Consider the following 23,460-nt stretch of genomic DNA (forward strand, 5'->3'; position numbering starts at 1 on the left):
GAGTCTCCCATGATTTCTTTGATTATCCGTTAAAATTGTCGCGCCATTTGAGCAGCTTTTTCTCCAGAAAGCGCACCAGCGAATCTGAGCCCTTGCCAACAAACGCAAAAATCAAAATTCCTACAAAGACAACGGACGTTTGAGAAAACTGACGGGCATCCATGATCAAATATCCTATGCCTTCGCTTGAGCCCATAATTTCCGCAACGACCAAACCAAGCCATGCAACTCCGATCGAGAGACGAAGCCCTAACAGCACATTGGGCAGCGCCGCCGGTAATACAAGCTTCGTAATTTGTTTGAATCGGCTGAACTCCAAAACACGAGCGACGTCAAATAGTTTGGAATCGACATTGCGGATGCCAAGGAACGTTTGGACGTAAAGAGGAAAAAAGGCTCCTTTGGCGATAAGCAATACTTTGGAAAATTCCCCGAATCCAAACCATAAGATGAACAACGGTGTGATGGCAAGATGGGGAATGGTGCGCAGCATTTGAACAGACGGATCAACAGATTGCTCGAATTTGCGGAATAAACCGACTGCCGTGCCGAGCATCAATCCTAAACTTCCACCAATCAAAAATCCGACGGCAGCGCGCCAAATGCTGATTTCCAAATGCGTGAACAGCTGACCGCTGACCAGTAAATCGTAGAAAGCAAGCCATATTTCAAAAGGAGTCGGCAAAAGCGTCTTGGAAACAATACCCATCGAGCCGCAAATTTGCCATACTGCCAGCACTGTTACTGGCAGGATTGCTCCTCTCACAACAAGTTGCCATTTGCTTTCCCTTCTTTGCGTCTTGGTGCGCACCTCTTGAAGTGTAGGCACTTGATCCTCTATCCGCTTCTTCTGTATTCGGCTTTGTCCAGTCCCTGCTCCCGATCCAATGACCGTATCTGTCTGACTCATAAACTCACCCTTTCCTTGTAGATTAAATACCGGAGCTGTCTATAAGCTCTAGTTCTTCGACACGCTCGAATTCGCTCATCACCAGTTTCCGCAGCTCCTGAAACGACGACGACGTTTTTCTCCGTGGATATGGAAGATCGACTGAAATAATGTTCCGGATCGTACCTGGTCGTGCATTCATCACAACAACGCGGTTCGCAAGGAAGACGGCTTCATCAATATCGTGTGTGACGAGCACCATCGTCGTTCGGTTCGCCTCCCAAATGTTCAAGGTCACTTCCTGAAGGTGAGAACGAGTAAATGCGTCAAGGGCCCCGAAGGGTTCATCCAACAGCAGCACTTTCGGATTCCGGAGCAGTGCCCGTGCGATTGCCACCCGCTGCGACATACCGCCGGACAGCTCGCGGGGATATGATTTCTCGAATCCTTTCAACTTAACGAGTTCAATCAGTTCGTCCACTCTTTTGCGGACCGCTTCATCGGCAAGCGATAAATCGGCAGCTATGTTCTTCTCCACCGTCAACCAAGGAAACAAGCGGTGCTCCTGGAAAATGAATCCTTTATCGATGCCAGGTTTGGTCACTTGTCTTTGATCCAGAAGGACTTTTCCCTCATGATCCGTGTCCAGCCCGGCAATGATTTTCAGCAGCGTGCTTTTCCCGCAACCACTTGGTCCAATGACGGTAATAAATTCCCCTTGCTTGACGGCCAACTTAATGTCTCTGAGTGCTTCAATACGACCGCCATTCGGCGTCTGAAACCATTTGTGCGGTAAATCGATGTCAAGAGAAATGATGCTCATTGCCAAATCCCTCCCTTTGATTCACCAAGCAAAAAAGACTTCCTGTTTCGTTTAAAGGAACGAAGAGGAAGTCTCCAGTGGCCCGGTAGACATGGATGTAATTTTAAAATCGTAAATTCTAATTGAATTACTTGGTTATTAAAAATCTTATTGAGAATAATAGCACCCTGTTTGTGAATAGGTCAATACCCTTATTTGTAAAAAAAAAAATATTTCTCATTTTTCCCACTTGTATAATAGGATTAAAACTGCTAACATAATTTTCTAACAGCAACTATGGCCCATTGGTCCACCAAAGGCTCTCCCACTGCCGGCTTCAATCGTCTGGCACGTGTGCGGAGTCTTTTTTAGTGTTAAAGAAAGTTTCAGTTTGCAAAAGCGACAACGAGAAATTTCATAACCAAGAAAAACTGCTGCTAAAGCGGGTCGCTCACCCTCGAAGGACTTCGATAGAAGTTTTTCAGATTTCAACACAAAATGATCTAAAAGGAGTCATGTACTAATGAAGACAAAATTGTTCAGAATCAGCTTCCCCTTCCTAACCATTCTTGTGCTGGGATTGGTACTTGCAGCTTGCGGCAAAGTAGGTTCAACTGCTTCAACAGAACCCGGAGGAACTCAAGGCATCTCGACTCAAGCAGATAATGTCAATGCCAAACCGAAGGAAAAAATCACTGTCAATATTGGAGTACAGGGCAAAACCGGGATTCTTGTTTATGCCCGTGAAAACGAATTTTTTGAAAAAGCTTTTGCAGCTGTAGGAGCTGATGTCAAGTGGAATGAATTTGCCAGTGGACCACCGCATTTTGAAGCATTGGCATCTGGTAGGCTCGATTTCGGCAGCGTAGGAGGCACACCGGTTATTTCTGGGCAGGTCGGCGGCATTGATTTCCGGGCGGTTGCCGTTACGGGAGATGGTAAGAGAGGCAATATGATCGTCATTCCGAAGAACAGCCCCATTAAAGATCCTAAAGATTTGAAAGGTAAAAAAATCGCCGTGGCTAAAGGAAGCAGCGCTTATAACTTCTTATATATGGCTATCGATAAAGCTGGCCTTAAGGGCGACGACATTAAGGTGATCCAGCTTCAGCCAGATGAGGCAAGGCCAGCTCTGGATAGTGGTGCCATCGACGCTTGGGCGATCTGGGATCCGTATGCAACAATAGCTGTTTTTCAAACCGGCGCGAAAATCTTAGTATCCGGTGAGGATTTAAACATTAATGCCCCTGGCTTCTTGATTGCAAGAAGTAAATTCACACAGGAGCATCCTGATTTGACTGTGTTGTTTCTTAAAACGTATGAGCAAGCACGCAAATATTATTTGGACCATCAAAACGAAGTGGCGGAGCAATTCGTCAAGACGCAAAAGCTCGATCGGCCGATTATCGACACGGTTCTAAAAAACTCCTTTCCTCTGCTGTCGCCTATCACTCCCGATTTTGCCAAAGCCCATCAGGAACAGGCTGATTTCCTTTATTCCTCAGGAGCGATTAATAAAAAGCTCGATACGTCTCAGGTACTGGAAAGCAAGTTCGTTGAACAAGCACTTAAAGAACTTGGATCCCAAAAATAAAGCATAAATCCGAAAAGCTGCAGATCCATTCTGCAGCTTTTTCATAATTCCTTTTGCAGCTATATCAGAACTTGCGTTCGTAATACATCTTTATAAGACAGTAGACAAATTGCCGCCTAACCCTGATATAAAGAGCGTCCTTCATCCGTCTTTATAATAGTGCTGTTTGATGGGGGTTGTATGATAAGGACCGTTTTCGACCGCCCTGATTTTACACGTTAGGTCGGCTTATAGTCAATGCCGTTGCGAATTTATAAACTGAACGTCAGAGAATAGGCGGAATGAAATGAAAAATGGAAGTATTATGGATAAACAAAAGAGAATAGAAACCGTCTTTTTATATGGAGTTTTCATTTGTTACATACTTTTTTTAATTAAATTATTGTTCTTATCAAGAGCTTCACTTTGGGATTTGTTAAATAGTCAAAGGACTTTAGAAAGGTCAATCAATCTCATTCCTTTTTATAGTATAAAGGAATATATATTTAGCAACTCTGCCACTATAAAAAATTTCGCTTTTGCTAATGTGGTTGGCAATATAGTTATCTTTATTCCTCTTGGCACATATTTATCATTATTCAAAAACGATAAAAAAGTAATAACCAATCTGCTATATATATTCATAGTTAGTTTGTTTATTGAAATCATTCAGGGTCTCTTAGGCATTGGAGCATCAGACATTGATGACATAATTTTAAATTGTTTGGGTGGATTCGTTGGTATTTTAGGGTATAATTTTTTATTGTTTATATTACGAGATGGGAAAAATGTGCGTACTGCAATCACAATACTATCAGCAATAGGATTACCTGTTTTACTATATTATTTATTTGTGGTGAGATTGCGCCTCTGAATATCCTTGTTGCATATGCAAGATGATACCCTACCCTATTTGATCTTGCTTCTTGCCTAACTTTTCCGGTTCATATTCCACAATTTCACGCATAAACCAGTGGCCGTGCATGAAGAGCAGATGCTTCGGAAAAAAGAGGCAGCAGACTTCAAAAAGCATCAACGCCCCATAGTTTATTGATCTCTCCATTTTTTAATTTATTTCTCAAAATGGAATAACTGTTCTGTCTGCCTCTATCCAATACTTTTCTTAGCTTGCTCGAGTAAATAGGATACATAATCTGCTTTTTCGTCCGAATAAGACAGCAGTGTAGTATATCCTTTTTTGATGGCGTTGAGTTTTCTTTCACAATATTGCTTGGCTACATGCGGGTTTTCTCTTAAGTTCCCTTTACACCAGTTTCTCCGAATCCTTCATAACCAAGCTGTGTTAGTTTATCAGTTACGGAGTTGCTCAACTCAAGCGTTTTCACGCCTATCAATACATCAATAATCGGTTTTGCAAACATCCCGTGTACCGAGGTACTGCCGAAATGCTGTATATCGATAGCATCGTCTCCGAAAGCTTTAAGAAGATTTACTTTTTCGTTTTGAAATAAAGTAGTCCACCTTTCATCATAAGGAATTACACTAATAATCTCATCAATTCCCATCCCCAATTTCACTCCCTTTATTGGTGTAATGTAGCAGCACGAAGCAATTGAGTCAAACCTAATGAAATGATCTCGTAACTGACAAATAGAAATTACGATATCATCTCAAATTGCAATTAGTTTGTCAAACGTTTTTGAATGATCAATGGTATTAAGCTATAAATGTCGTATCCCAGATTACTGAGTATTTCTAGCCCATCATGTCAGTTAGTCTCCTCTTGTCATCCGAGAGCCCTATATACAAAAACCCTCCTGCTCGTAAAAACCGGTTTACCCGGTTCTCTCGAACTATGGAGGGGTACTTTGTTGACTTGCGTAGCTTCATTCACATTTTCTCAGTGCTTCGCTCATGACACTTTTGCCGTCGTATAGGCTCTGAATACACTGCGGATGCCGTTAACCAAATGCCTGCTTCCGGCGCGAAAGCTTCAGCAGCTCGTACAACGCTGCCAAGAATTCGCCCCGGCTTACCGCGGCCTCGCTCTGCTCTTCAAGCCGTCCGTGGTAATCGACGCCGAGCGCTCGGCACGCTGCAGCCAGCCAACGAGCAGCCATAGTTCGGGATAATTCCGGTTTCTCCGCCCAGTACAATCGGTACGGTTGTTCATCCGCCAGCTTTCTCGGCCCGATATCCACTCCAGCCGGAGCTATTCGATCCGTAGCCGGAAGGGCAGGCAAACCGGTACCGCCCGGCAGCGCTCTGGCCATGTTTAACCATATCGAGGCATCGGCGACGGTGCAAGCGGCATTAGGCTCTGCTTCATAGCCGGTAAAAAACGATTTCGTACCGAAGTATTGCAGCGCCGGATGTGCTTCCTGATCGGCCTTCACATCCCGGAAGAAAGTAATGAGCTGACTGGCTTCGATCAGTTCGTCCTGAAGCCGGTCGATGCACAGTCGTTGGATCGGTACATTTGACGTTTGGCTCATGGATGAGGCAACTCCCGCAGCAAAGCCCAGCTGCATCCAGAACGGCTCCATACGAATCGTTCCAAAGCCCATATGGGTTGCGGATACAGCTACCGGTACGAGCAGATTGCTTACTTGTTCCGGCACCATGACGCCGTAAGGAATTTGATACACCTCGGTTAGTGCGCCAAAGCCGAGGAACCCTTCAAGCGAACGGTCTTGTCCAATCGGTTCCCGTTTGCGTGTCGCGTGCGAGTCGATCGCATAATCGCCGGTTGCGATGCTGTCATAATGAACGGGCGAACGCTGCATGCCGGGAGCAAGGCGAGCGTCATTCTCTGTAAACACGTACCGACCGACAATTCGTCGCGCTTCCCGCACGTAAATTTGCGGCGGAAAGTGGCCGCTCTCTGGAAATTCATCCGCCGCGTAGCCCCACTGTCGCGCTTGCGCCCGGATTGTATCCGGCAGCGCTTCATCCTCCTGCAAGAACCAGAGCAGCCCTTGAATATATTCTCTGTGACGCCTTACGATCCGCTCCCTTGCCTCTCGATTGCCTTCGGGATAACCGAGATTTTCGCCGGGCAGATCCGTCGAACACGAACAGTTATGATGATTGTTCGTATCGGTTTTGCCGTTAGGGATCCGCGACAGCTTGACGATCTCGCCGAAAGAAGTTAGTCGGCCAGCTGCAATATCGTCCAATAGGCTGGTATAGTCGCTGCGGTCGTAATTGTCAGGCTTGAAAAAAGGCACGCGATTGTCCGCTTGATCCGTCATGCACAGCCGGAAATTGTACGCCTGCAGCAGATCGTCTCCATAGCCCGTGCTTCCCGGCAGCACCTCCTTGGTGCGGTACTCACAGTACAGCGTTCCGGCGAATTCTTCGTTCCATTCGTCCCGCGATTCGCGGCCGAGCCGGTACGGGACGCCTGCCATAGCAGCCATATCCCCCTCATACGTAGCGTCAATAAACTGATTCGCTTCGTAGACCGCCCTCTCCCCGGACTGAAGATTCTCCGTCTCTACACGTACGATCCGGTTATCCTCCATTTGCACCGAGGCAAGCTCCCTTAAACAAAGCACTTCGATGCGCGGCTCGTTGCCAAGAAGCTGATGCATGACTTTTCTTGCTACGGAAGGTTCGAATCTGAGCCCTCTGTTGCATACCTCCACCTGATGCGAGTTCTCCCCGTATTCGGAAACGTAGTGCCCGTAAACTCGAGACAGAAATTCCCCGAATATCGATCCGGACGTATCGACGGAGCGAATGTCCGTCTCTCCCAGACCGCTTGTCATCAAGCCGCCGATGAAAGCCGATGGTTCAACTAGGAGAACTTGCTTCCCGCGTCTTGCGGCCGCTATCGCCGCACCGATACCCGCTGGTGTTCCGCCATATACGAACAAATCTGCTTGCTGAATCATAGTCGATACACTCTCCCGTATACTGTGATTTCATATCTGCCGTAAAGCTGCTATGCGTTTGAATAATTGCTCGTTCATCTGTTACTCATTTTATATGCATATTTCAAATCGCATCCAGTTTCATTTTTGTTTAAGTAATAAAACGGATATAGCGGGAATGTCCGCATTGACTGGCCTTACAAGTGCATGGGACATGCTGGCTAGCGGCCCGTTAACGGAACAAGGCCGCCGGTTTGTGGCGGCAGCCCTGTCCTTTTTACCTATCCTTGCTTCATTTTCATTTCTAAGGAAAACGGATTAATACCATTCGACTATTTAATGGTTCTCTTTGAGCAGCTGCCTCAGCTAACAGGCCCGCTCGAATCGCAGGAGATGGAGCCTTTCATGCCATGGTCAGCATCGCTTCCGGCTCATTACCGTCAGCAGTCATAACACAGCATCAAATAAGTTTGCTTACATTCATGTAGGGGCTGTTTGACTTTATTGCTTGGGGTTGTGGAGCGATAAACAAAAAGGCCAACCAGAAGCCTCTGGCTGACCTAATCCTGCAACACAAAAGTTATAGTGGATCTGCTTTCACAAGGTGTTATTTAGGTATTGAGGGTCTTTCCAGACTGCCAGGAGTTGTTGCTTTACGTCCCCAAGGCGTTCCGAGATAAGGCAATGCCCAACGGTCCAGACCGTACCAGCCGGCATTTTTCCATGCAAGCACGAGCCAGGTTGCCAAGATGAACAGGATCGGATTCGTACTTAAGGCACCTGCAAATAAAAAGCTGACATTCATTACTCCGCCGAAAAATGCCGCTATTCCCGTTAAAAGCCCTAAAATTAACCCTAGTCCTACAAGCAGCTCCCCAAAGGCGACTACAAATCCCATTATCTTCGCATTAGGAAGCACCACATTCTCAAGAAAATGTGCATACCAGCCTGTAACATCCTTGCCAGCCTCTGCTTTGGTCAAAGCCCCTTTTATAAAGCCTTGCAATGCAGTACCTGCCTTAGCACCCGTCCAAGCCTCATTGGTCACTTTACCCCAGCCTGAAGTAACCCACGAATATCCGACATATAAGCGGACTATCAGCCATATCACTCCAGCTCTGGTGCTGCTGAATAAAAAGCTCGATACCGGGTTCTCAGGAATCAAAATTTCGTTTTTAGCCATTCATACCCCCCCTTAGAAAAGAACATTTTTGATTATGTATATTGTGCTGCTTAACATCATTATACTGGATATTTATTTTTAAAATGTGATATTTGTCACTCCAGAACTTTTTTTCGAAGTCTTTAGTTCAATAGCAAAAAAAAGCAGAAAACATCTGCTTTCTGCTTTTTATGTTAGTTCTTTGCGAGCCATCATCGCCTCAAAATTATCCATTTCCATTTATTATGGCAACAAAATTACTTTCCGCTGTGTGTCGCACCCGGGACTATAGCCCTGAAAACCATTAGTTGCTCGCGAAGCTCACTGAGCGGCACATCGCGTACAGATATGTTTCTATCCGCTGCGATTGCCGCAGCCATTCCCGCCGCCTGGCCGGTCGCCATACAGCTTGCTTGCACGCGAAAGGCGGAATTAGCCATCCGATCTCCCGCTGCGCAGCGGCCGGCTACGAGCAGATGGTCGCTTCCCTTTGGAATAAGCGCCCCGTACGGGATCGTCGGCACGATGCCCGGAGCGATCTTTTTCTGCTCGATACGAAGATCGCTGTGATGGTGCAGGTCGATCGGATAGAAGCTGTAACTGATCGCGTCCGGCCATACATATCCGCTCGTGTAAGATTGCTCGTCGACCTCGGTTTCTCCTTCGATGCGCCACGTCTCGCGGATACCGCATTCGTTTGCGAAATAATGGACGACGAGCCGCTCGCATCCCGGAACTTGTCTCAGCAGCGTAACAGTGTCCAACAGCGTACGCCTGGCCTGAACTTCCGCCATCGTCTTCGATTCGGAGCTCGAGCCATCTATCCCTTGCACATGCATACTGATTCTTCCCGCCTTCAGCTCGTTGTACAATCCGAATCTACTCGCGCCTAATTGACCGCTGCGCAGCGCCTTCTCATATATCTGATCAAGAAGCTTTGGATCGATATCGGCCAGTTCAAAGCCGGTTAGATCGTTTATGAGCGTCCCCGGCTGCAGAACGTCTCCTTTCTTTCTCGCGTAGCCCATCATGCCTGTCACATCCGCATCGCCGGTCGCATCAACCAGCTTGAGAGCTTTCAGCCATTTCAATCCGGACTTGCCGGTTACTGCGACATAGACGCCGTCTTCCGTCTCTTCGATGAGCGAAGGCATCTCATGCAGCCGCAGATGGACGCCTGCGTCTAGGCACAGCCGATCCAACACCGTGCTGTAGATAAACCGATTGACCAATATTTGATGCTGCCAATGTTTGGCCGGCACGACGGTGAAGTCCGGTAGCTCAGCACCGCCCAGCTCGACCGTTCGCTCAATCGCTTCCCAGCCGATGCCGGCGATAATTTGCTTCCCCCAGGCATGAAACAGTCCGGGGAAATTAACGGAGGCGACGACTGTCGTACCGCCAAGCACGCCGTTTTTCTCGACGAGCGCGGTTCGTCTACCTGCCCGGGCCGCCTGTACAGCCGCCGTGCAGCCTGCACTGCCGCCTCCGAACACAATAACGTCATACTCTTCATGAACGGTTACGTCCATTGCGAAACGTGTAATTGAATCGCCGGCCGTTACCGGCTGCTTGCTAATCCGAATCATTTCTTCACCGCTTCCATCGCCTTGTTCGCCTGTTCTTCGGCGTCTCGGAGCGCCGTATTCAAATCGATTTCGCCCATCATGACCTTCATTAAATTGGATTTGAGAGGAGCGGTAACAAGCCCTTCCATATCGGAATGGTAGATCGGACGAGCCGGCTTATTCGTGAACATCGCCGGTATTAGCTGCTTATCCTTGAATGCCGTATCTTTGGCAAACACGCTCCTGACCGCCTCACTCTTGACGACAGGGACGAACCCTTTGCGCGACAGCATCGTTTGGAACTCATCCGAAACCGTATATTTCAACACTTCCATCGCCTGGTCCTTATATTTGCTGTTATTCGTCAGGAACAAGCCGTTTGGGTAAGGCTGAGTGCCGACACCAGGCAAATCCGGGAATACCGGAAGAGAAACCATATCCCAATTGAACGTATCGAAGTCGGGCTGAAGCTGTAAATAAAAGTTCATGACGAACATCGCGACATTTTTTTCCTTCATAAAATCGTCGTTGTTCAACGTCCGTTTGAGCGTTGCCAAATGCTGCTGGTAGCCTTCTCCGGAAATCGGGTCGATGATCGACTTGCTGACAAGCTTACGATAAACCTCGTTATTCAACGCTGCCTTCCCTGTCGTCTCGTTCACGAACGGAAGCGAATACGGATTCATCATCAGCATATGATCGACGGAAATACCCAGACCAACATATTGACGCCCGTCGAACCGGGTTAGCTTCTTGCCCAGCTCGATCGCTTCGTCCCATGTCATACCGTTCTTCGGATAAGGCACGCCGAATTTATCGAAAATATCTTTGTTATAATAAAGCACTAATCCGCCGTCATGAAGCGGAAGACCGTAAATCTTCCCCTGCACGGATACCGATTGCAGAACAGAAGGCTCCAGCCGGTTCAAGTCGACCTGATGCTTCTTGATCATCTCCGTCAAATCGTAGCCGTAGCCGGTGTTGACAATGTCGGCATTGATGCCGCCGATCGAATCGTGGATGAGGTCGATTGTTTGACCAGAGGCAATCATGTTCTGGATCGTGTTCTGACTGTTCCTCTGAATATACTTAAACGTATAATTCGGAAACCTCTGTTTCAACGCCGCGCCGAACCGTTCGTTCCACACTTGCTCCGTGTTGCCAACCTGACCGAAAATAACTAGCTCAGCCGGATCGTTGGCATTCGCTATAGCCGCTTCCTCTTTGTCCTTCTCTGCCGGCTTGACTACGGAATTCCCGGCACTGCCGCCCCCGGAACATCCAGTTACTGCGCAAGACAGCAGCAGCCCTAAGCCGCATGCGACCGCCCCTATTTTATTCATTCGACCATTCCCTTTCCCTAACGATTATCGGGGTCCGCAGGCCTGCTTCCCATCCTTATTGTAGCGGGAAGCGCTTTCGTTTAGCCATGCACTATTGTAAACTGAACTATATACGATTGTGCTTGCGATGTATCGGAGCCCGATCTGTTTGAAAAGCGCAGCCGAGTGGAGGTTAATATTGATGAACAGCTATGCGTTGTACGAGCATATTCCGAAGCTAACGTACTACCGTCGTCATGTGCGGCGCGAACAATTTTTCGAGTATGAGAGCGTGCAGAAGGAATGGCTGGCGTTTGCTGTCGAGGATGGTTCGTTCTATTACGAAATCGGAGATCGGCAAGGAAACGCTTCGTTCGGCGATCTCGTCTTCTGTCCGCCGGACGTCCCGTTCCGCCGGGTTGTTATTTCTCCCGTTACACTGTTCGTGCTGCGGATGAACTGGGAAGACGATAGCGGGCATCCTTTTCGTCCGGAAACACTCAACCGTCTTCCGATCGGCAAAATCAGCTTGCACGATACTGGACGTCTCACTCAAGACTACGCCGATCTAAAGAGGCCATTCGCCGAAGAAGACAGACGGGGGATGATCAGCAGAAATCACTATTTCCATCATATATGGATGATGATTTGTGAACAGGAAGAGCCGGTTCCAACCGTGACGGAAGTCCGACCGATCGATCCGCTCATTCAGCAGGCAGTCAAGCAAATGCAATCACAAGCGTTCGAACGGCTTCATCTGTATGATATTGCCGCTTCGATTGGAATAAGCCGGTTTCAGCTGTGCAAAAAATTTCACGATGAGCTCGGAACGACACCGAGCAAATATTTGACCTCGCTTCGTCTCGACAAAGCGAAAAAGCTGCTCACGGAGACAACTTTGACGCTGGATCAAATTTCGGAATGCTGCGGCTATCAGAACGGTTTCTATTTGAGCCGCGTGTTCAAAAACAACTGCGGGATGACGCCTATGCAGTACAGGAAGGAGCACGGCTTGTAACTCCCGCTAACGGCGTTCGAACCAATTTTCCCATATTCTGATCCAATGAATATATTGCTAGCCTTTATGAAAAAAATGCCCCACAGCAACGGGCTGTGGGGCTAAGATTTATATTTAAAAAGGGGGTTAACTTTTATTATAGGCTGTATTTATTAAAGCAACGTGAATAAATGATTTCAAGTTTATTTCAAGTTTATTACAGTAGCTGTGATTCTTGTTGTTGTTGAAGCAATCTGCCGGTTACTTTAATGTAAAATTGAACAGGTAGTTTCTCATCACGTCATTCGTCTCGAAATTAGCCCTTACAGGTAGCCCTATCTTCTTCCAATAGATCCAACCCTTCGTTAATCCAGTCACGATCCCCGGCCTTTAGGCCTTCTATCAGATAACTTACTTGATCGAATGTTACAAAAAGGGAGACTTTTCTCATCAGCTCGTCCAAGCCAACCTCACCTCTGCAAGCCATCACTTGCCGTGTAAACGGCTCGTCGCAATCCTCCAAAAGATATACATAATCGTAAACAGGATCACTTACCGCGGCATCTCCGAAATCGATGATGCCAGTTAATGATGTCAGATGTGGATCCATCAAAAAATGATCCGGCGACAAGTCGCCGTGAATAAGCGCCGGTGTATATCGATGAAATCCCGGATGCTTCAAATAGGATTGGAAGCGGAGGGTAAGATAGTCTCGTAAAGAATCATTAAGAAGTGGGAACGCCTGCCGCTCCACCGCTTCTTTTAGCAAGAGAATTTCTTTCATCGGATTACGAATAGGTACACCAGCATGAAGCGCAATTTCAACGGGAAATGAGCTCAATACATTCATGAAGTCAGCAAGCTGCAGAGCGAATCGATCTTTTACATAATCAAGGAGAGTGTTCATTCCGTCCTCCCCCAATATCTCGCCCTGGACTTTCCGATAGCCTACGAAGGGAGATCCATCGCTTTGTCTTCCAATATATACAAATTGTGGAATGCTAACCTTAACACAACCGACCAGCAGAGGTAGCAATTGAATTTCTTTATTCAACTCATCTGCTCCTTGTTGACTTTTCGGAAAACGGAATACCCACTCTCCATTAACCAGGATTGCGTAGTTCCTGAAGCCTTCGCCAAGCGATTCAACGGATTGAATGCTCATATCGGGGAACTGATCTTTTATCATTGATTCATATTGGTCATTACGTTTCACTGATGCACCTCCAAGGGAATACAGCAAAGTACCGTTCATTGCCAAACAAGTAACTTGACCGGTCTTGCGTCGGATTCTTAGACGATATAGCCATTCGCAGTATGTGAAGAATCAGCAGAACGCAGATGACCCTTACACTTTTCGACCAAGCTTTTTGCCTAAATATAGGGAATTTCCTTTCCCTCTACTAAAGCTTTTAAATTGGCTAGTGACTCATCGAAGCCCCTCATGTTGGTCGAAACTCGGGTTCCGCCGTTTTCTCTTTCTAGAACGAAGGAAATAAGCGTTTGATTGGAATCCACATAAAACGAAAATTCATGTAATGGGATGACCTTTTCAATGGTTAAGGACATTGGCAGCTTCTCGGTTAGCTTGTTATGAGCATTAGGCTTTAAAGTAAAAGTCATTTTTTCTCCAGATTTCAATTTGGGAATTTCCCATGGTGAGCCTGGCACATACCACTGGGTAAGTTTGCGCTGGTCCGTTAAAGCGTTCCATACGGTTTCAACATCACCAACGATCAAAATGGTACTATTCGCTTCATAGCTCATCGTACACCATCCCTTATTTTTTTATTATAAGGATTCGCAAAAATATCATAAATTCCTCACCGGCTAGCGATATTCTAGCTGTCGAAATCCGTCTTTCGTATAACCAGTCTGCAGCAGAGGGGCGCAATTCTCTTTCCTCTCGATCTGTCTTATCTTCACTTTACCGTATTGGACTGTGGTAACTCTCTAAACTTTTCTTTCTTCGTTTTTATACCCAGTAAAATGATAACGACATAGATTACGATAGCAATCGAATCAATTAACGTATCCATAAGTGCCGAAGCATCCTGATATGCTGTAATACCAAGAATGACCATTAACCTAACGAGCAGAAGCAACACGATCGTCCATGCGGCAGACCGGATTTTCGATTGCTCGCGTTGCAATGACATGAAAATGAAGACAATGCCAAAGACCAGATTTTCCGCCGTGATCATGTGCCAGACGTACATGAATACTATCCGGGTATCCATGGCTATCGAGCTCATCTGAAGCGCCGGCAGCACAGTGGATTGCCCGTTCCATACGTGTGTAATGGCAAACAGTACCGCAAGAACCCCGGCAAACAGATAATATAAATTTCTAACCCTGATGCCCATGACATCCCTCCTCTGGTATTTCAGGTTCCTTCTTACGAATATCCAGGTAAATCTCTCGAACGGTCTTTGCCAGACGCTGATCGCTTTCATGGTTATAGTCCCTTAGCGTCTCGGCTGCTAAGTCGAGCAACTGACTAACCTTTTCTAGATGGGCAATCTTCTTGCGAGTTTCCGCATTTTTGGCATCGATGAATTCAGCAACCTCCCTGCAATAATCGGGGTCTACATTCCCCAGCCTGTGGAACGCAAACTTCCCCTTGATTTCGTCAAGAGAAAAATCTGCATACTGCATGATTTGAATATTCATCAAGTCGATGAGGTCGTTCGTCGAATATTTGCGGTATCGATTGCCATCACGGGACGGCGAAACGATTCCAATCCGATCATAGTACCGAAGCGTATCCTTCGGGATCCCAAGCTTCTGCGAAACCTCTTGTATCGAATAATGTTTTTCCATGAATTAAAAATAACATTGGAGTAACCTCTAATGTCAAGACGCTTTTTCATTTTTTCTTCATGTGTAATCAAGCAATCTCTAAAGTTTGAATTAGTGCTTACTCATTAAAAAAGAAGATATTGTATCTATAAAGAAAAGGCACGCCGATTACAATTAGAGCGCCTTCTATCCACTTTTAAGTAATCTCAGCTTTTGTTGCTAACAACTCATATAAACCGTACGAGGGCCGATCTGCAATCGCTCCTGGAAGGCACCTTGAGTTATCATACCCGTTATATCTGCCGCCAACTGCTTCTTGATTTCAGGATTTTTGAGCGGCGACATCTTGCCGTACTTCCGTGCAATCTTAAGCTGGACCTCATCGGAGGTCATCACTTCCACGACTTTCATGGCAGCGTCCTTGTTTTTGCTCTGCGGGGTAACCACGGTGAGCGTCAAGATATCCGTAAGTTCAAATTAAGCAACCAATAATAGCAGTGCAAAGCTTACTGCCGAAATGAAGAATAAGGTGACGAGATACTGCGAAGTCTATCCTTCCGTCTGTCCTTTACTCAAGGCAAGCAGCAGAGATCCCCAATGACCGACATTGCAGCTCCAAGCGTATCGAATTTCAGATTGGTCTGCTTCACGCCGTCTTTTAGGAAAGGCTATCTTAAACTTTGTTGTTGATATTGATAAAAACGAACATTTGTTCTATAATTAGGGGGTATCATTGTTCGGAGATGATTTACCCATGGATTTTGGACGAAACGTATTTCTTATTCTCCGAAAAGGGCAAACGGAATATTACCGAACGTAATCCACGTAAACGCGGCGGAAAAGCCAAATTTCGTGGTATTAGTAATAATGACCAAGTATGTGTACTCGTTGCCCGTGACCGTCAGTGTAATTCTTGATAGAATAAATTTGAAGATGATCAGGTAATAAATTTGTACACATAAGGAGATAAAACTATGGCAGAAAACAAATTACTAAGAATGGATAATGTTGGCATTGTTGTAGAATCCCTTGATGAAGCAATCTCTTTCTTCGAGGAGATTGGCTTGAAGCTCGAAGGGCGGGCTACTATCGAAGGGGAATGGGCTGGTCGCGTAACCGGGCTGGGTTCACAGTGTGTAGAGATTGCTATGATGGTTACCCCTGATGGCCACAGCCGACTTGAACTTTCACGATTTCTCACCCCGCCTACAATATCAGATCACCGAACTGCTCCTGTAAATGCCCTCGGTTATCTACGCGTCATGTTCACCGTTGAAGACATTGACGAAATGGTATCCAGACTCACTAAGTATGGTGCTCAGCTCGTTGGCGAAGTGGTTCAGTACGAGGACTCGTATCGGCTCTGCTACATTCGTGGAAATGAAGGACTTCTAATCGGTTTGGCGGAACAACTCGGTAAAAAATAAAATAGAAACATAAATACAGTGTGAAAGTATCTTTAAGAAGTCGGGTGCATCAAAAAAAACACCACATTCACGCTCCGGGTCTTGGTGACCCTCGGTCCAGGAAACAAGGAACGAGGAAGTAACTGCCGGGACATATCCGCAACGACTAACCGCATCGCGGCCGGCAGCAAGCTGCCTTAACTCGGATGGGACTTCGTGATGCATGAACTTTAATGGAAATCAATGCAAAACCAAATTAAAGGGACTCAACTAACGGATACGATAGCTCAATAAGCCGCCTCTTCAACGAGGCGGTTTTCTTATCGTAAAAATCTACATCAGGATTAACATAGACTTAGGAAAAAGAAGCTAGGTATTGCAGCAAGGACATCAACCGGCACATTTATAAAGAAACAGCGTTCTCCAGCTGTACTACTGAATTCCGTAACTTTTCCTGTGAATGTTTTATCAGGCAGATTGCCGACTTCCACTTCGATGTTGTAGCCGGTTTTGATCTTGCTGTTCTGTACCTCTGGTACGCTAAGCTCTACTTGAACCTGGTCCATCTTGACATTGGTCAGCAGTGCAATTCCCGTCTGAGTGAACTCCCCTGGCTGAATGCTTCATTTGGACACGATCCCGTCGATCGGTGAACTGATGGATCCTGATTACATGTTGAAAAACGGATAATGTTTGTGCCGTCTGACAACTAACATATTTCGAGTCACTGCGAATGAAAAATCATTTTTTCTCGAAAAGGCGGCCAAAAAGATGACCGCCAAGACAGGTAACGTTATTTTCTGCCCGCCACTTCAAATAATGAGAGTTTTCCTGCTTCGATCAAAGGAGTCATATCGACCATGAGCTCCCCCTTCTCGTTGAGTCCTGTTTTTAATTTGAATTCCTTACGATCAATACCTACGGAGATAAACTCAGGGATAACATTTCCTCCACCGCCTCCACCGCCTCCGCTGCCTCCGGCCCTTGCAAACTTTCTCCGGATTGCATCCTGCAGATCAGAATAAAGTATCCAGTTGCCTTCACCAGTCTTGACTTTCGGCAAATGATTTGTTTGGGGTACCGGTTTGTTTTTCACTTCATCTAATGTAACAATTTTCGCTTCAATTAATGGAGTAATATCGAACAAAATAGTATCGTCGCCGCTTTGCGATTGCTGCAGCTTATATTCGGTTCCGTTAATTGTATAGGTGGTTGTTCTGCCTCCTCCGCCGCCAAAACTTTTAATTTTTTTTTGATCTAACGTATTCATCAGATCGAAGAATTCGACCCAATTGCCGTTACCGACCTTAGCTTCTGGCCGATCTTCTATTTTTGCTGCCTTGTCCAACCCCACATCCGTGATTTTTCCGGCTTCCAATTTCACTATACCCGCTCTAATTAATGGTGTTATATCGAGCAAATCAGAAGAATGTTCCAGTTTAAACATACCTAGCCTTTCGGAAAGCGAAAAACTGACAAAGAATTCCTCATTATTAACTGGGCCAAGTCCAAAAGAAATTTTATTGCTTATAAATGCCTTTTCCAGATAGGAAGCATAGACCCAGTTGGCTTCTCCAGCCTTGGGTACCCGCTTGTTTTCCTGACTATTGCCCTTCGCCTGTTCCTCAGAAGCGGGCTCCGGCTTTTTTTGCGCAGCATCTGCGGATGGAGGAGAACTCGGGGGGTTAGAGTTCAAATCAATAGTACGAGTCTCTTCCGTGTAATCCACCTCATACCCCGTTAGTTTTGCAACCTCCCGCACAGACAAGTAAGCTGTGCCCTCATAAACAAGCGGTGTCTTTTCCAGCTTCTTCTCCACTCCGTTCACTTTAAAGTTGAACGATCCCAGCAGTGCTTTCACCTCCTTGTCGATATCTTCCGCAGCAAACGCCGTTGCAGCCGAGCCGATCATTATCCCTGCCGTAAGTCCAACGATTAATTTTTTCATTTCTTCAACTCCTTAACTTTATTTAGTTAACTATATTAGATTCATAAATTTAGACGACAAATGGTGGAAAAAATTTCATAATATGAATAAAATAATTAATAAGCAGCGCACGAATCACGATTCCGGCGGCAACTCAAGTTAACTCCAAGTTGTTGCGAAAAATGCCCACTAGCATAACGCGGCTGCGATTTATGCCGGGAACCGCGTCCTTATTGTTTATTAAATTATCGTACCCGTTAGCGTAATGACCTCGTTTTATATACTTTTTTAGTAAACGACCATTAGAATATCTAATGTTGTTTACCTCGAGAATTTGTCATTATCAGGGTTATCGCGAGCAATGACTGCAACTATCGTACCTGTAAGTTGAACGCTAAACCCCGTAGTTTATTATAAAAACAGTAGTGTCCGTTCTTTCCAGTAAGTCACCGATCCTAAAGACAATGTCCAGACAGTCTGTTCGAAACGGATCTTCTCTTGTGTCCGACCATTCGGCCTTACCTACCGAAAAGCGCCTCTTCAAGTAAACTCTCTCCGTTTCCAATGTCTCTTCTACAGTCAGCCCTATTTTCCTTCAAAGAATCCTGATGTCTTCCACTCTAAACTGCCCTTTAGCTTAAATGAAATAGAGCAGCTGCCGTCGGCAAACTGCTCCATATAAATTAATCAATGGGAGGTTGGTAAGCGGTTATAAACAGATGAGGAAGGAGGAAAATGTACAATGGGTGAAAGCCGATGGGCTGAAGCTTCAGTTCGAAAACGCTCCGGATGGCCGCAATTTCGGCAGGATTATTACTGAGCTATCGTGCCTGTTAAAGTAAAGACTTCTTCATTCTGAAATTCATTAGCTGAGTGTTATTGCGTTCAACGATTTGCGATTTTACTAAGATGTACCCTTTTCTTTCAAAAAAGGGTCTAGCGGTAATACTCGAATCGGTTTCTATATCGATTAAACCTAGTTTTTTGCCTTCATATTCAAGCGTGTCTACTAACGCAGAAGCAATTCCTTGCCCTTGATGCTCTTTGTGAACAAATAGTCTATCCAGGTAACCTTGCGGACTCATGTCAGAAAAGCCCGCGATATAACCATTCATTTCAGCAACATATGAAATATTGGTAGTTAGAGCTTTCAACCAGACCTCTTTCCTCTGCTTCATATCCGCCGGGGAAGCCCATGCATTTACTTGTTCTTGAGTGTAGTCTTGCTTATTGATCGTGTGTACTGTCTCATAAAATAAAGTGATTATCTGGTCAATATCCGTCTCATGAAATCTGCGAAGAAGCAATGAAACTCCCTCCTACATGTCTTGTATTAAAACTGGAAGCTGTAAAACATCTTTTTTACGAAGATATTTGAAATTTCATCATAATTTCATAACCTGAGCTGTTAGAGTGTTCTGTTCTACTTTTGGTAGCAAGCTTAGTACAAGCTCTTAAGCTATCCGCTGGCACAGAGTTAAATAAAGAACGAAATTGGTTGACCTCTTGTTCGTTTAAGTCGACATCCACATGCTCAATTCTTGGTCCCTTATAAACAACACCCCCATCAAATAAAATCAAACATTTAGCAAAAGAAGCACATTGTTTTTGATACTCCAAATTATAACCAAGAAATAAGTATTCAGGAACTGGTTTTACGGGTCATGTTCTTGTCGTCCAACATAATATAACTGCCCGTTAGCGTAGCAAGGCCCATCCAAATGTCCGTCAACCCGCCATAGTCATGTTGCTAACTAACACTTATAATTTATTAATAATTATTTGCATGAGGGGTGACTGAGCTATGGGTACTACTGACTTTCATCAGAACTTTAATCTTCTCTTCGACGGTCTTCAAATGCACAGGCATACGGATAACCGAACTGAACAGATGAAGCTCCATTCAAGGATAGGCGTGGGCTCTGTTCATCGCTTTGTACCCCGTTCTGATGTTGGGTTAGCAATTGCTGAGTTCAAGCTGCATCACGACAGTAAAGTGAACTTTCACACAGAGGTACCCATGGTGGAGCTGAGCTACTGCTTGGAAGGCACTAGAGAAATCCAAGTCGCTGGTGTGCAGTACGAGGTAGCCCCTGGCAGCTACACTCTGCAATTTGCTAATCCTGCAGAGGCAAGCATGTATTTTAACAAAGATCAATCAGTTAATATGCTGAGTATTGGTATCTCCGTGTCTACCTTTCATCACTTTGTGGAAGAGACAAGCGGTGCTCGATCGGTCGAATTTAATCGAATCATCGGTGAGAAGCCATACCGCATGTTCCAGGAAACTATAGATCCGGCGACGTTCGTCCTCCTCAAACATATGATGCAATCCGCCAGAGGTCAAGGCATACGAAACCTTGAGATAGAGTGTAAAATGCTCGAATTGATGTCTTTAGCCTTTGGCTCCTTCTTAATGGACGATAAGCCAGCATCAACCAAGTTATCCAGGACCGATATGGCGAAAATTGAACAAGCTCGGGCAATAATCTTGGAGCAGATGACGGACCCGCCTTCACTTATGGATCTGTCTCGATTGATTGGCCTGAATGACTATAAATTAAAAATTGGCTTCAAAGAAATGTATGGCAGAACGGTGTTCGGCTACTTAAAGGATCAACGTCTGGAAAAAGCGTATCGCTTGCTGCAGAATGGTAGCACCAGCGTGATTGAGGTGTCTTACGCCGTGGGTTATTCGAATCCCAGTTATTTTGCGGAAGTATTTCGTGAGAAATATGGCTTCAACCCAGGCCAGTTTGTTCGACGTCCGCTAAGTTCTTCCCCAAACACTCCTTGAAATAGTTTTTTGTTTGTAATGATGCAAATAATCCCGCTAACCAGCACTTGTCTCCGCCTACAGGTAGAAGCAAGGTTAGGAGAATGTTACGATTTACATATATTAGGGAAGGAGAGATGGACAGTGGCAAAATATCTAAAATTGCAAGATGAGTTGGATGCGCAGGCGAAGCATGGTCTGGAGGTTCTACCTAGGGAGGTCGTTGAGGCCTTCGTGCATTCGACCCAGGAGCTTCGGGAATCGGGTACCGCTAAAGGTTTGGCTATTGGAGCAATCGCGCCTGACTTCACCTTAGGTAATCAAATAGGGAATAATATTACTTTATCAGAAAAAATCGCGAAGGGTCCTGTTATCCTTACCTTTTACCGCGGGGGATGGTGCCCGTTCTGCAATTTAGAATTAAGAGCTTATCAGCGAATCATTGACCGCATTCATGAAGCCGGCGCTCAACTGTTGGCCATCAGTCCTCAAACACCGGACCATTCGTTAAGCGTCCATGAAAAGAACGAATTGAGCTTTCATGTCTTGAGTGATTTGCACAATCAGGTGGCGAAGAACTATAAGATTAATTTCAAGCTCCGGGACGATCTGCATGATTTTCATCGATCACTCGGCGCTGCATTAGATGAACATAACGGCGACGATTCATGGGAGCTTCCTGTACCTGCCACTTTTATCATTGATAAGCAGGGGGTTATCCGTTTTGCGAGTGTGGACCCAGATTACACAAAACGGACGGAGCCTAATGAAATATTGAACCTTCTTCAATCTCTATAAGAGCGCTGCTTTTCTTTATCAAAAAGCTTTTACGTAGTGAAATGGTTGGTAGAAAATTTTTGAATGTCCTAAACGAAACAAGCTATCTTGTATTCACAAAAAGAATAGCTTGTTTTCGTTTGGGGGTGTATAGTAAATTCCTAGCTTGATGGCTATGGGCCTGCACCCCTTATAAATTATTTGGGCAGCTATGTCGAGTAATCAGGAAAAAACGGAACCCGTCTTTTTCGCGTAAGGAATCGGTTTTCTTGTTCTGTTCACTTGATCTTAAACTTTCCTCCCGTTACTTCAAAAGGAGCTATCCTGACGACAGCTCAACACTATCGTACCCTGTTAGCGTAACAACCAGATAGTAAGGGTCAATTTATACATCAATGTTCTTAATAACTTTTGCAGGGTTCCCTCCTACGATAACATTATTGGGAACGTCTTTTATTACTACTGCTCCCGACGCTATAACTACATTATCACCGATTGTTATACCAGGATTTATTACCGCTCTCCCTCCTATCCAAACATTGTTACCGATCGTTACAGGCTTCCCGAATTCAGCACCAGAAATCCGTTCAAAAGGGTTTAGTGGGTGTGTGGCTGTATAGATATGTACGCCTGGTGCTATAAAACAATTTTCACCGATACGGACTTCACATACGTCTAAAATCACACAGTCAAAATTTGCATAAAAATTATTACCTACATGGATATTGTAGCCGTAATCACAACGAAACGTGGGTTCAATATAGAGGCTCATGCCTGTTGATCCGAAAAGCTGCTTGAGGATTTCTGTTCGCTTTTCATACTCGGTCTCAAAGGTTTGATTGAATAATCGAGTCATTCTCCTGGCATTTTCACGGTCTTTGGTTAACTGTGGGTCGGAAGCAAGATATAATTCTCCTGCTAACATTTTTTCTTTCTCGGTTTTGTTATCCATTCTAGACTTCCTTTCTTTAAAAGCTAAATTCGACTAAATTCATTATACCCCTAACGTATTCTGCATAACTGCCCGTTACTTCAATGAACATCGAAGAAGAGCTGTCTTTGCGGCAGCTCCATACTATCGTACCCGTTAGCGGAACACTATCCACTCTTCCGCTTCATTTATGTTCCGTTCTAATTACTTGTGTTCTTGCAATTAGATCCCCTATCCTCTTATTAATAATAAGTAAAAGGATTATTTCTAAAGGCCAAATAACTAGTGGAATATTTCGTATAAATAACCTAAACTTATTTGGTACTTGATTTAAATTATCAGCATCTCTTACTGCAAGTTTAAAAATCCTCTTACCAATACTTCTCCCGTTAAAAATATCCTTCATGAAGGAAGTAAGTAGTGTTACAGCTAACAACGGATAAAAAATTTCAAACGGTTTATTGAAATTAGATTCATTGGGAGTTATTAGAGACTCCCAACTAAGAAAAATTAACACAGCAGAATAAACAAATGAGAGTATCAAATGATCTAATAAGAATGCTAAGAATCGGTAGGTTTTCATGGGTATTCCTCTTTCTACTATTGGTTAAACAATCCTCCCAATACTTTAATAAACAAAACCGAGGAACTTGCTAAGTGCTAAATCTCCTCCATTATCGTACCCGTTA

Annotated in this window: 23 protein-coding genes and 1 pseudogene; 7 read left to right on the forward strand and 17 right to left on the reverse strand. The window is 45.1% G+C overall.

The window, feature by feature from the left end:
• Positions 1-22 precede the first annotated feature (22 nt).
• Both ACFQ88_RS06615 and ACFQ88_RS06620 read right to left on the reverse strand, forming a co-directional pair.
• The gene (locus ACFQ88_RS06615) at positions 23-910 is read right to left on the reverse strand and encodes an ABC transporter permease (protein ID WP_379453105.1); all 888 of its coding nucleotides are present in this window, start codon (positions 908-910) and stop codon (positions 23-25) included.
• Between the two features lie 22 nt (positions 911-932).
• The gene (locus tag ACFQ88_RS06620; RefSeq protein WP_239624752.1) at positions 933-1,712 is read right to left on the reverse strand and encodes an ABC transporter ATP-binding protein; all 780 of its coding nucleotides are present in this window, start codon (positions 1,710-1,712) and stop codon (positions 933-935) included.
• A 502-nt stretch (positions 1,713-2,214) separates the two neighbouring features.
• Between ACFQ88_RS06620 and ACFQ88_RS06625 the strand changes: the two genes are divergently transcribed.
• Positions 2,215-3,285, forward strand: a complete 1,071-nt coding sequence (locus ACFQ88_RS06625) for an aliphatic sulfonate ABC transporter substrate-binding protein (protein ID WP_379453107.1) — start codon at positions 2,215-2,217, stop codon at positions 3,283-3,285.
• A gap of 286 nt (positions 3,286-3,571) precedes the next feature.
• On the forward strand, positions 3,572-4,138 hold the full coding sequence (locus tag ACFQ88_RS06630) for a VanZ family protein (protein WP_239624757.1): 567 nt from the start codon (positions 3,572-3,574) through the stop codon (positions 4,136-4,138).
• Positions 4,139-4,517: 379 nt separating this feature from the next.
• Here the strand turns inward: ACFQ88_RS06630 and ACFQ88_RS06635 are convergent, their stop codons facing one another.
• The 5 genes from ACFQ88_RS06635 to ACFQ88_RS06655 all read right to left on the reverse strand — a co-directional run bounded on the left by ACFQ88_RS06635 (position 4,518) and on the right by ACFQ88_RS06655 (position 11,176).
• Positions 4,518-4,790, reverse strand: a complete 273-nt coding sequence (locus ACFQ88_RS06635) for a GrpB family protein (RefSeq protein WP_379453110.1) — start codon at positions 4,788-4,790, stop codon at positions 4,518-4,520.
• A gap of 396 nt (positions 4,791-5,186) precedes the next feature.
• Entirely contained in the window at positions 5,187-7,124 is a 1,938-nt protein-coding gene (locus tag ACFQ88_RS06640; RefSeq protein ID WP_379453112.1) for an FAD-dependent oxidoreductase, read from the reverse strand.
• Between the two features lie 586 nt (positions 7,125-7,710).
• Positions 7,711-8,286, reverse strand: coding sequence for a DoxX family membrane protein (locus tag ACFQ88_RS06645; RefSeq protein ID WP_379453114.1), 576 nt, complete (start codon positions 8,284-8,286; stop codon positions 7,711-7,713).
• 236 nt (positions 8,287-8,522) lie between these two features.
• The gene (locus ACFQ88_RS06650) at positions 8,523-9,854 is read right to left on the reverse strand and encodes an FAD-dependent oxidoreductase (RefSeq protein WP_379453116.1); all 1,332 of its coding nucleotides are present in this window, start codon (positions 9,852-9,854) and stop codon (positions 8,523-8,525) included.
• Positions 9,851-11,176, reverse strand: a complete 1,326-nt coding sequence (locus tag ACFQ88_RS06655) for an ABC transporter substrate-binding protein (RefSeq protein WP_379453118.1) — start codon at positions 11,174-11,176, stop codon at positions 9,851-9,853. The genes ACFQ88_RS06650 and ACFQ88_RS06655 overlap by 4 nt, the downstream gene beginning before the upstream one ends.
• 181 nt (positions 11,177-11,357) lie before the next feature.
• Here ACFQ88_RS06655 and ACFQ88_RS06660 point away from each other — a divergent pair, with 181 nt between their 5' ends.
• A complete protein-coding gene (locus ACFQ88_RS06660; RefSeq protein WP_379453120.1) occupies positions 11,358-12,173 on the forward strand; it encodes a helix-turn-helix transcriptional regulator in 816 nt (271 codons plus the stop codon).
• Between the two features lie 295 nt (positions 12,174-12,468).
• On the opposite strand, the gene ACFQ88_RS06665 is transcribed toward ACFQ88_RS06660, so the two are convergent.
• The 5 genes from ACFQ88_RS06665 to ACFQ88_RS06685 all read right to left on the reverse strand — a co-directional run bounded on the left by ACFQ88_RS06665 (position 12,469) and on the right by ACFQ88_RS06685 (position 15,365).
• Positions 12,469-13,341: a phosphotransferase family protein gene (locus ACFQ88_RS06665; protein ID WP_379453661.1), complete on the reverse strand. Its 873-nt coding sequence runs from the start codon at positions 13,339-13,341 to the stop codon at positions 12,469-12,471.
• Positions 13,342-13,526: 185 nt separating this feature from the next.
• Positions 13,527-13,919 (reverse strand): SRPBCC domain-containing protein, encoded by a 393-nt coding sequence (locus ACFQ88_RS06670; protein ID WP_379453122.1) that lies wholly within the window; start codon positions 13,917-13,919, stop codon positions 13,527-13,529.
• Between the two features lie 155 nt (positions 13,920-14,074).
• Complete coding sequence (locus tag ACFQ88_RS06675; RefSeq protein WP_379453124.1) at positions 14,075-14,518, reverse strand: hypothetical protein; 444 nt, start codon at positions 14,516-14,518, stop codon at positions 14,075-14,077.
• A complete protein-coding gene (locus ACFQ88_RS06680) occupies positions 14,502-14,975 on the reverse strand; it encodes a MerR family transcriptional regulator (protein ID WP_379453126.1) in 474 nt (157 codons plus the stop codon). The genes ACFQ88_RS06675 and ACFQ88_RS06680 overlap by 17 nt, the downstream gene beginning before the upstream one ends.
• Before the next feature lie 198 nt (positions 14,976-15,173).
• Positions 15,174-15,365, reverse strand: coding sequence for a hypothetical protein (locus ACFQ88_RS06685; RefSeq protein WP_379453128.1), 192 nt, complete (start codon positions 15,363-15,365; stop codon positions 15,174-15,176).
• A 350-nt stretch (positions 15,366-15,715) separates the two neighbouring features.
• Here ACFQ88_RS06685 and ACFQ88_RS06690 point away from each other — a divergent pair.
• Both ACFQ88_RS06690 and ACFQ88_RS06695 read left to right on the forward strand, forming a co-directional pair.
• Positions 15,716-15,859: pseudogene (locus tag ACFQ88_RS06690) on the forward strand (IS1595 family transposase); the annotation flags it as partial.
• Positions 15,860-15,928: 69 nt separating this feature from the next.
• Positions 15,929-16,381, forward strand: a complete 453-nt coding sequence (locus ACFQ88_RS06695) for a VOC family protein (RefSeq protein ID WP_379453130.1) — start codon at positions 15,929-15,931, stop codon at positions 16,379-16,381.
• Between the two features lie 323 nt (positions 16,382-16,704).
• On the opposite strand, the gene ACFQ88_RS06700 is transcribed toward ACFQ88_RS06695, so the two are convergent.
• From ACFQ88_RS06700 to ACFQ88_RS06710, 3 genes are all read right to left on the reverse strand, one after another.
• On the reverse strand, positions 16,705-16,926 hold the full coding sequence (locus tag ACFQ88_RS06700; protein WP_483875127.1) for a hypothetical protein: 222 nt from the start codon (positions 16,924-16,926) through the stop codon (positions 16,705-16,707).
• A gap of 227 nt (positions 16,927-17,153) precedes the next feature.
• Positions 17,154-18,308 carry a stalk domain-containing protein gene (locus tag ACFQ88_RS06705; RefSeq protein WP_379453132.1) on the reverse strand — a complete coding sequence of 385 codons (1,155 nt, stop codon included), beginning with the start codon at positions 18,306-18,308 and terminating at the stop codon, positions 17,154-17,156.
• A gap of 812 nt (positions 18,309-19,120) precedes the next feature.
• Positions 19,121-19,594: a GNAT family N-acetyltransferase gene (locus ACFQ88_RS06710; RefSeq protein ID WP_239624792.1), complete on the reverse strand. Its 474-nt coding sequence runs from the start codon at positions 19,592-19,594 to the stop codon at positions 19,121-19,123.
• 497 nt (positions 19,595-20,091) lie between these two features.
• Between ACFQ88_RS06710 and ACFQ88_RS06715 the strand changes: the two genes are divergently transcribed.
• Together ACFQ88_RS06715 and ACFQ88_RS06720 are read left to right on the forward strand one after the other, a co-directional pair.
• Positions 20,092-21,084, forward strand: a complete 993-nt coding sequence (locus ACFQ88_RS06715) for a helix-turn-helix domain-containing protein (protein WP_379453134.1) — start codon at positions 20,092-20,094, stop codon at positions 21,082-21,084.
• A gap of 123 nt (positions 21,085-21,207) precedes the next feature.
• On the forward strand, positions 21,208-21,861 hold the full coding sequence (locus ACFQ88_RS06720; protein ID WP_379453137.1) for a peroxiredoxin-like family protein: 654 nt from the start codon (positions 21,208-21,210) through the stop codon (positions 21,859-21,861).
• A gap of 364 nt (positions 21,862-22,225) precedes the next feature.
• Here ACFQ88_RS06720 and ACFQ88_RS06725 read toward each other — a convergent pair whose 3' ends face one another.
• Complete coding sequence (locus tag ACFQ88_RS06725; RefSeq protein ID WP_379453139.1) at positions 22,226-22,792, reverse strand: maltose acetyltransferase domain-containing protein; 567 nt, start codon at positions 22,790-22,792, stop codon at positions 22,226-22,228.
• Between the two features lie 163 nt (positions 22,793-22,955).
• Positions 22,956-23,354, reverse strand: a complete 399-nt coding sequence (locus tag ACFQ88_RS06730) for an RDD family protein (protein WP_379453141.1) — start codon at positions 23,352-23,354, stop codon at positions 22,956-22,958.
• Between the last annotated feature and the right edge of the window lie 106 nt (positions 23,355-23,460).

The organism is Paenibacillus sp. NPDC056579 (assembly GCF_042793215.1).
Lineage (GTDB): Bacteria > Bacillota > Bacilli > Paenibacillales > NBRC-103111 > Paenibacillus_S.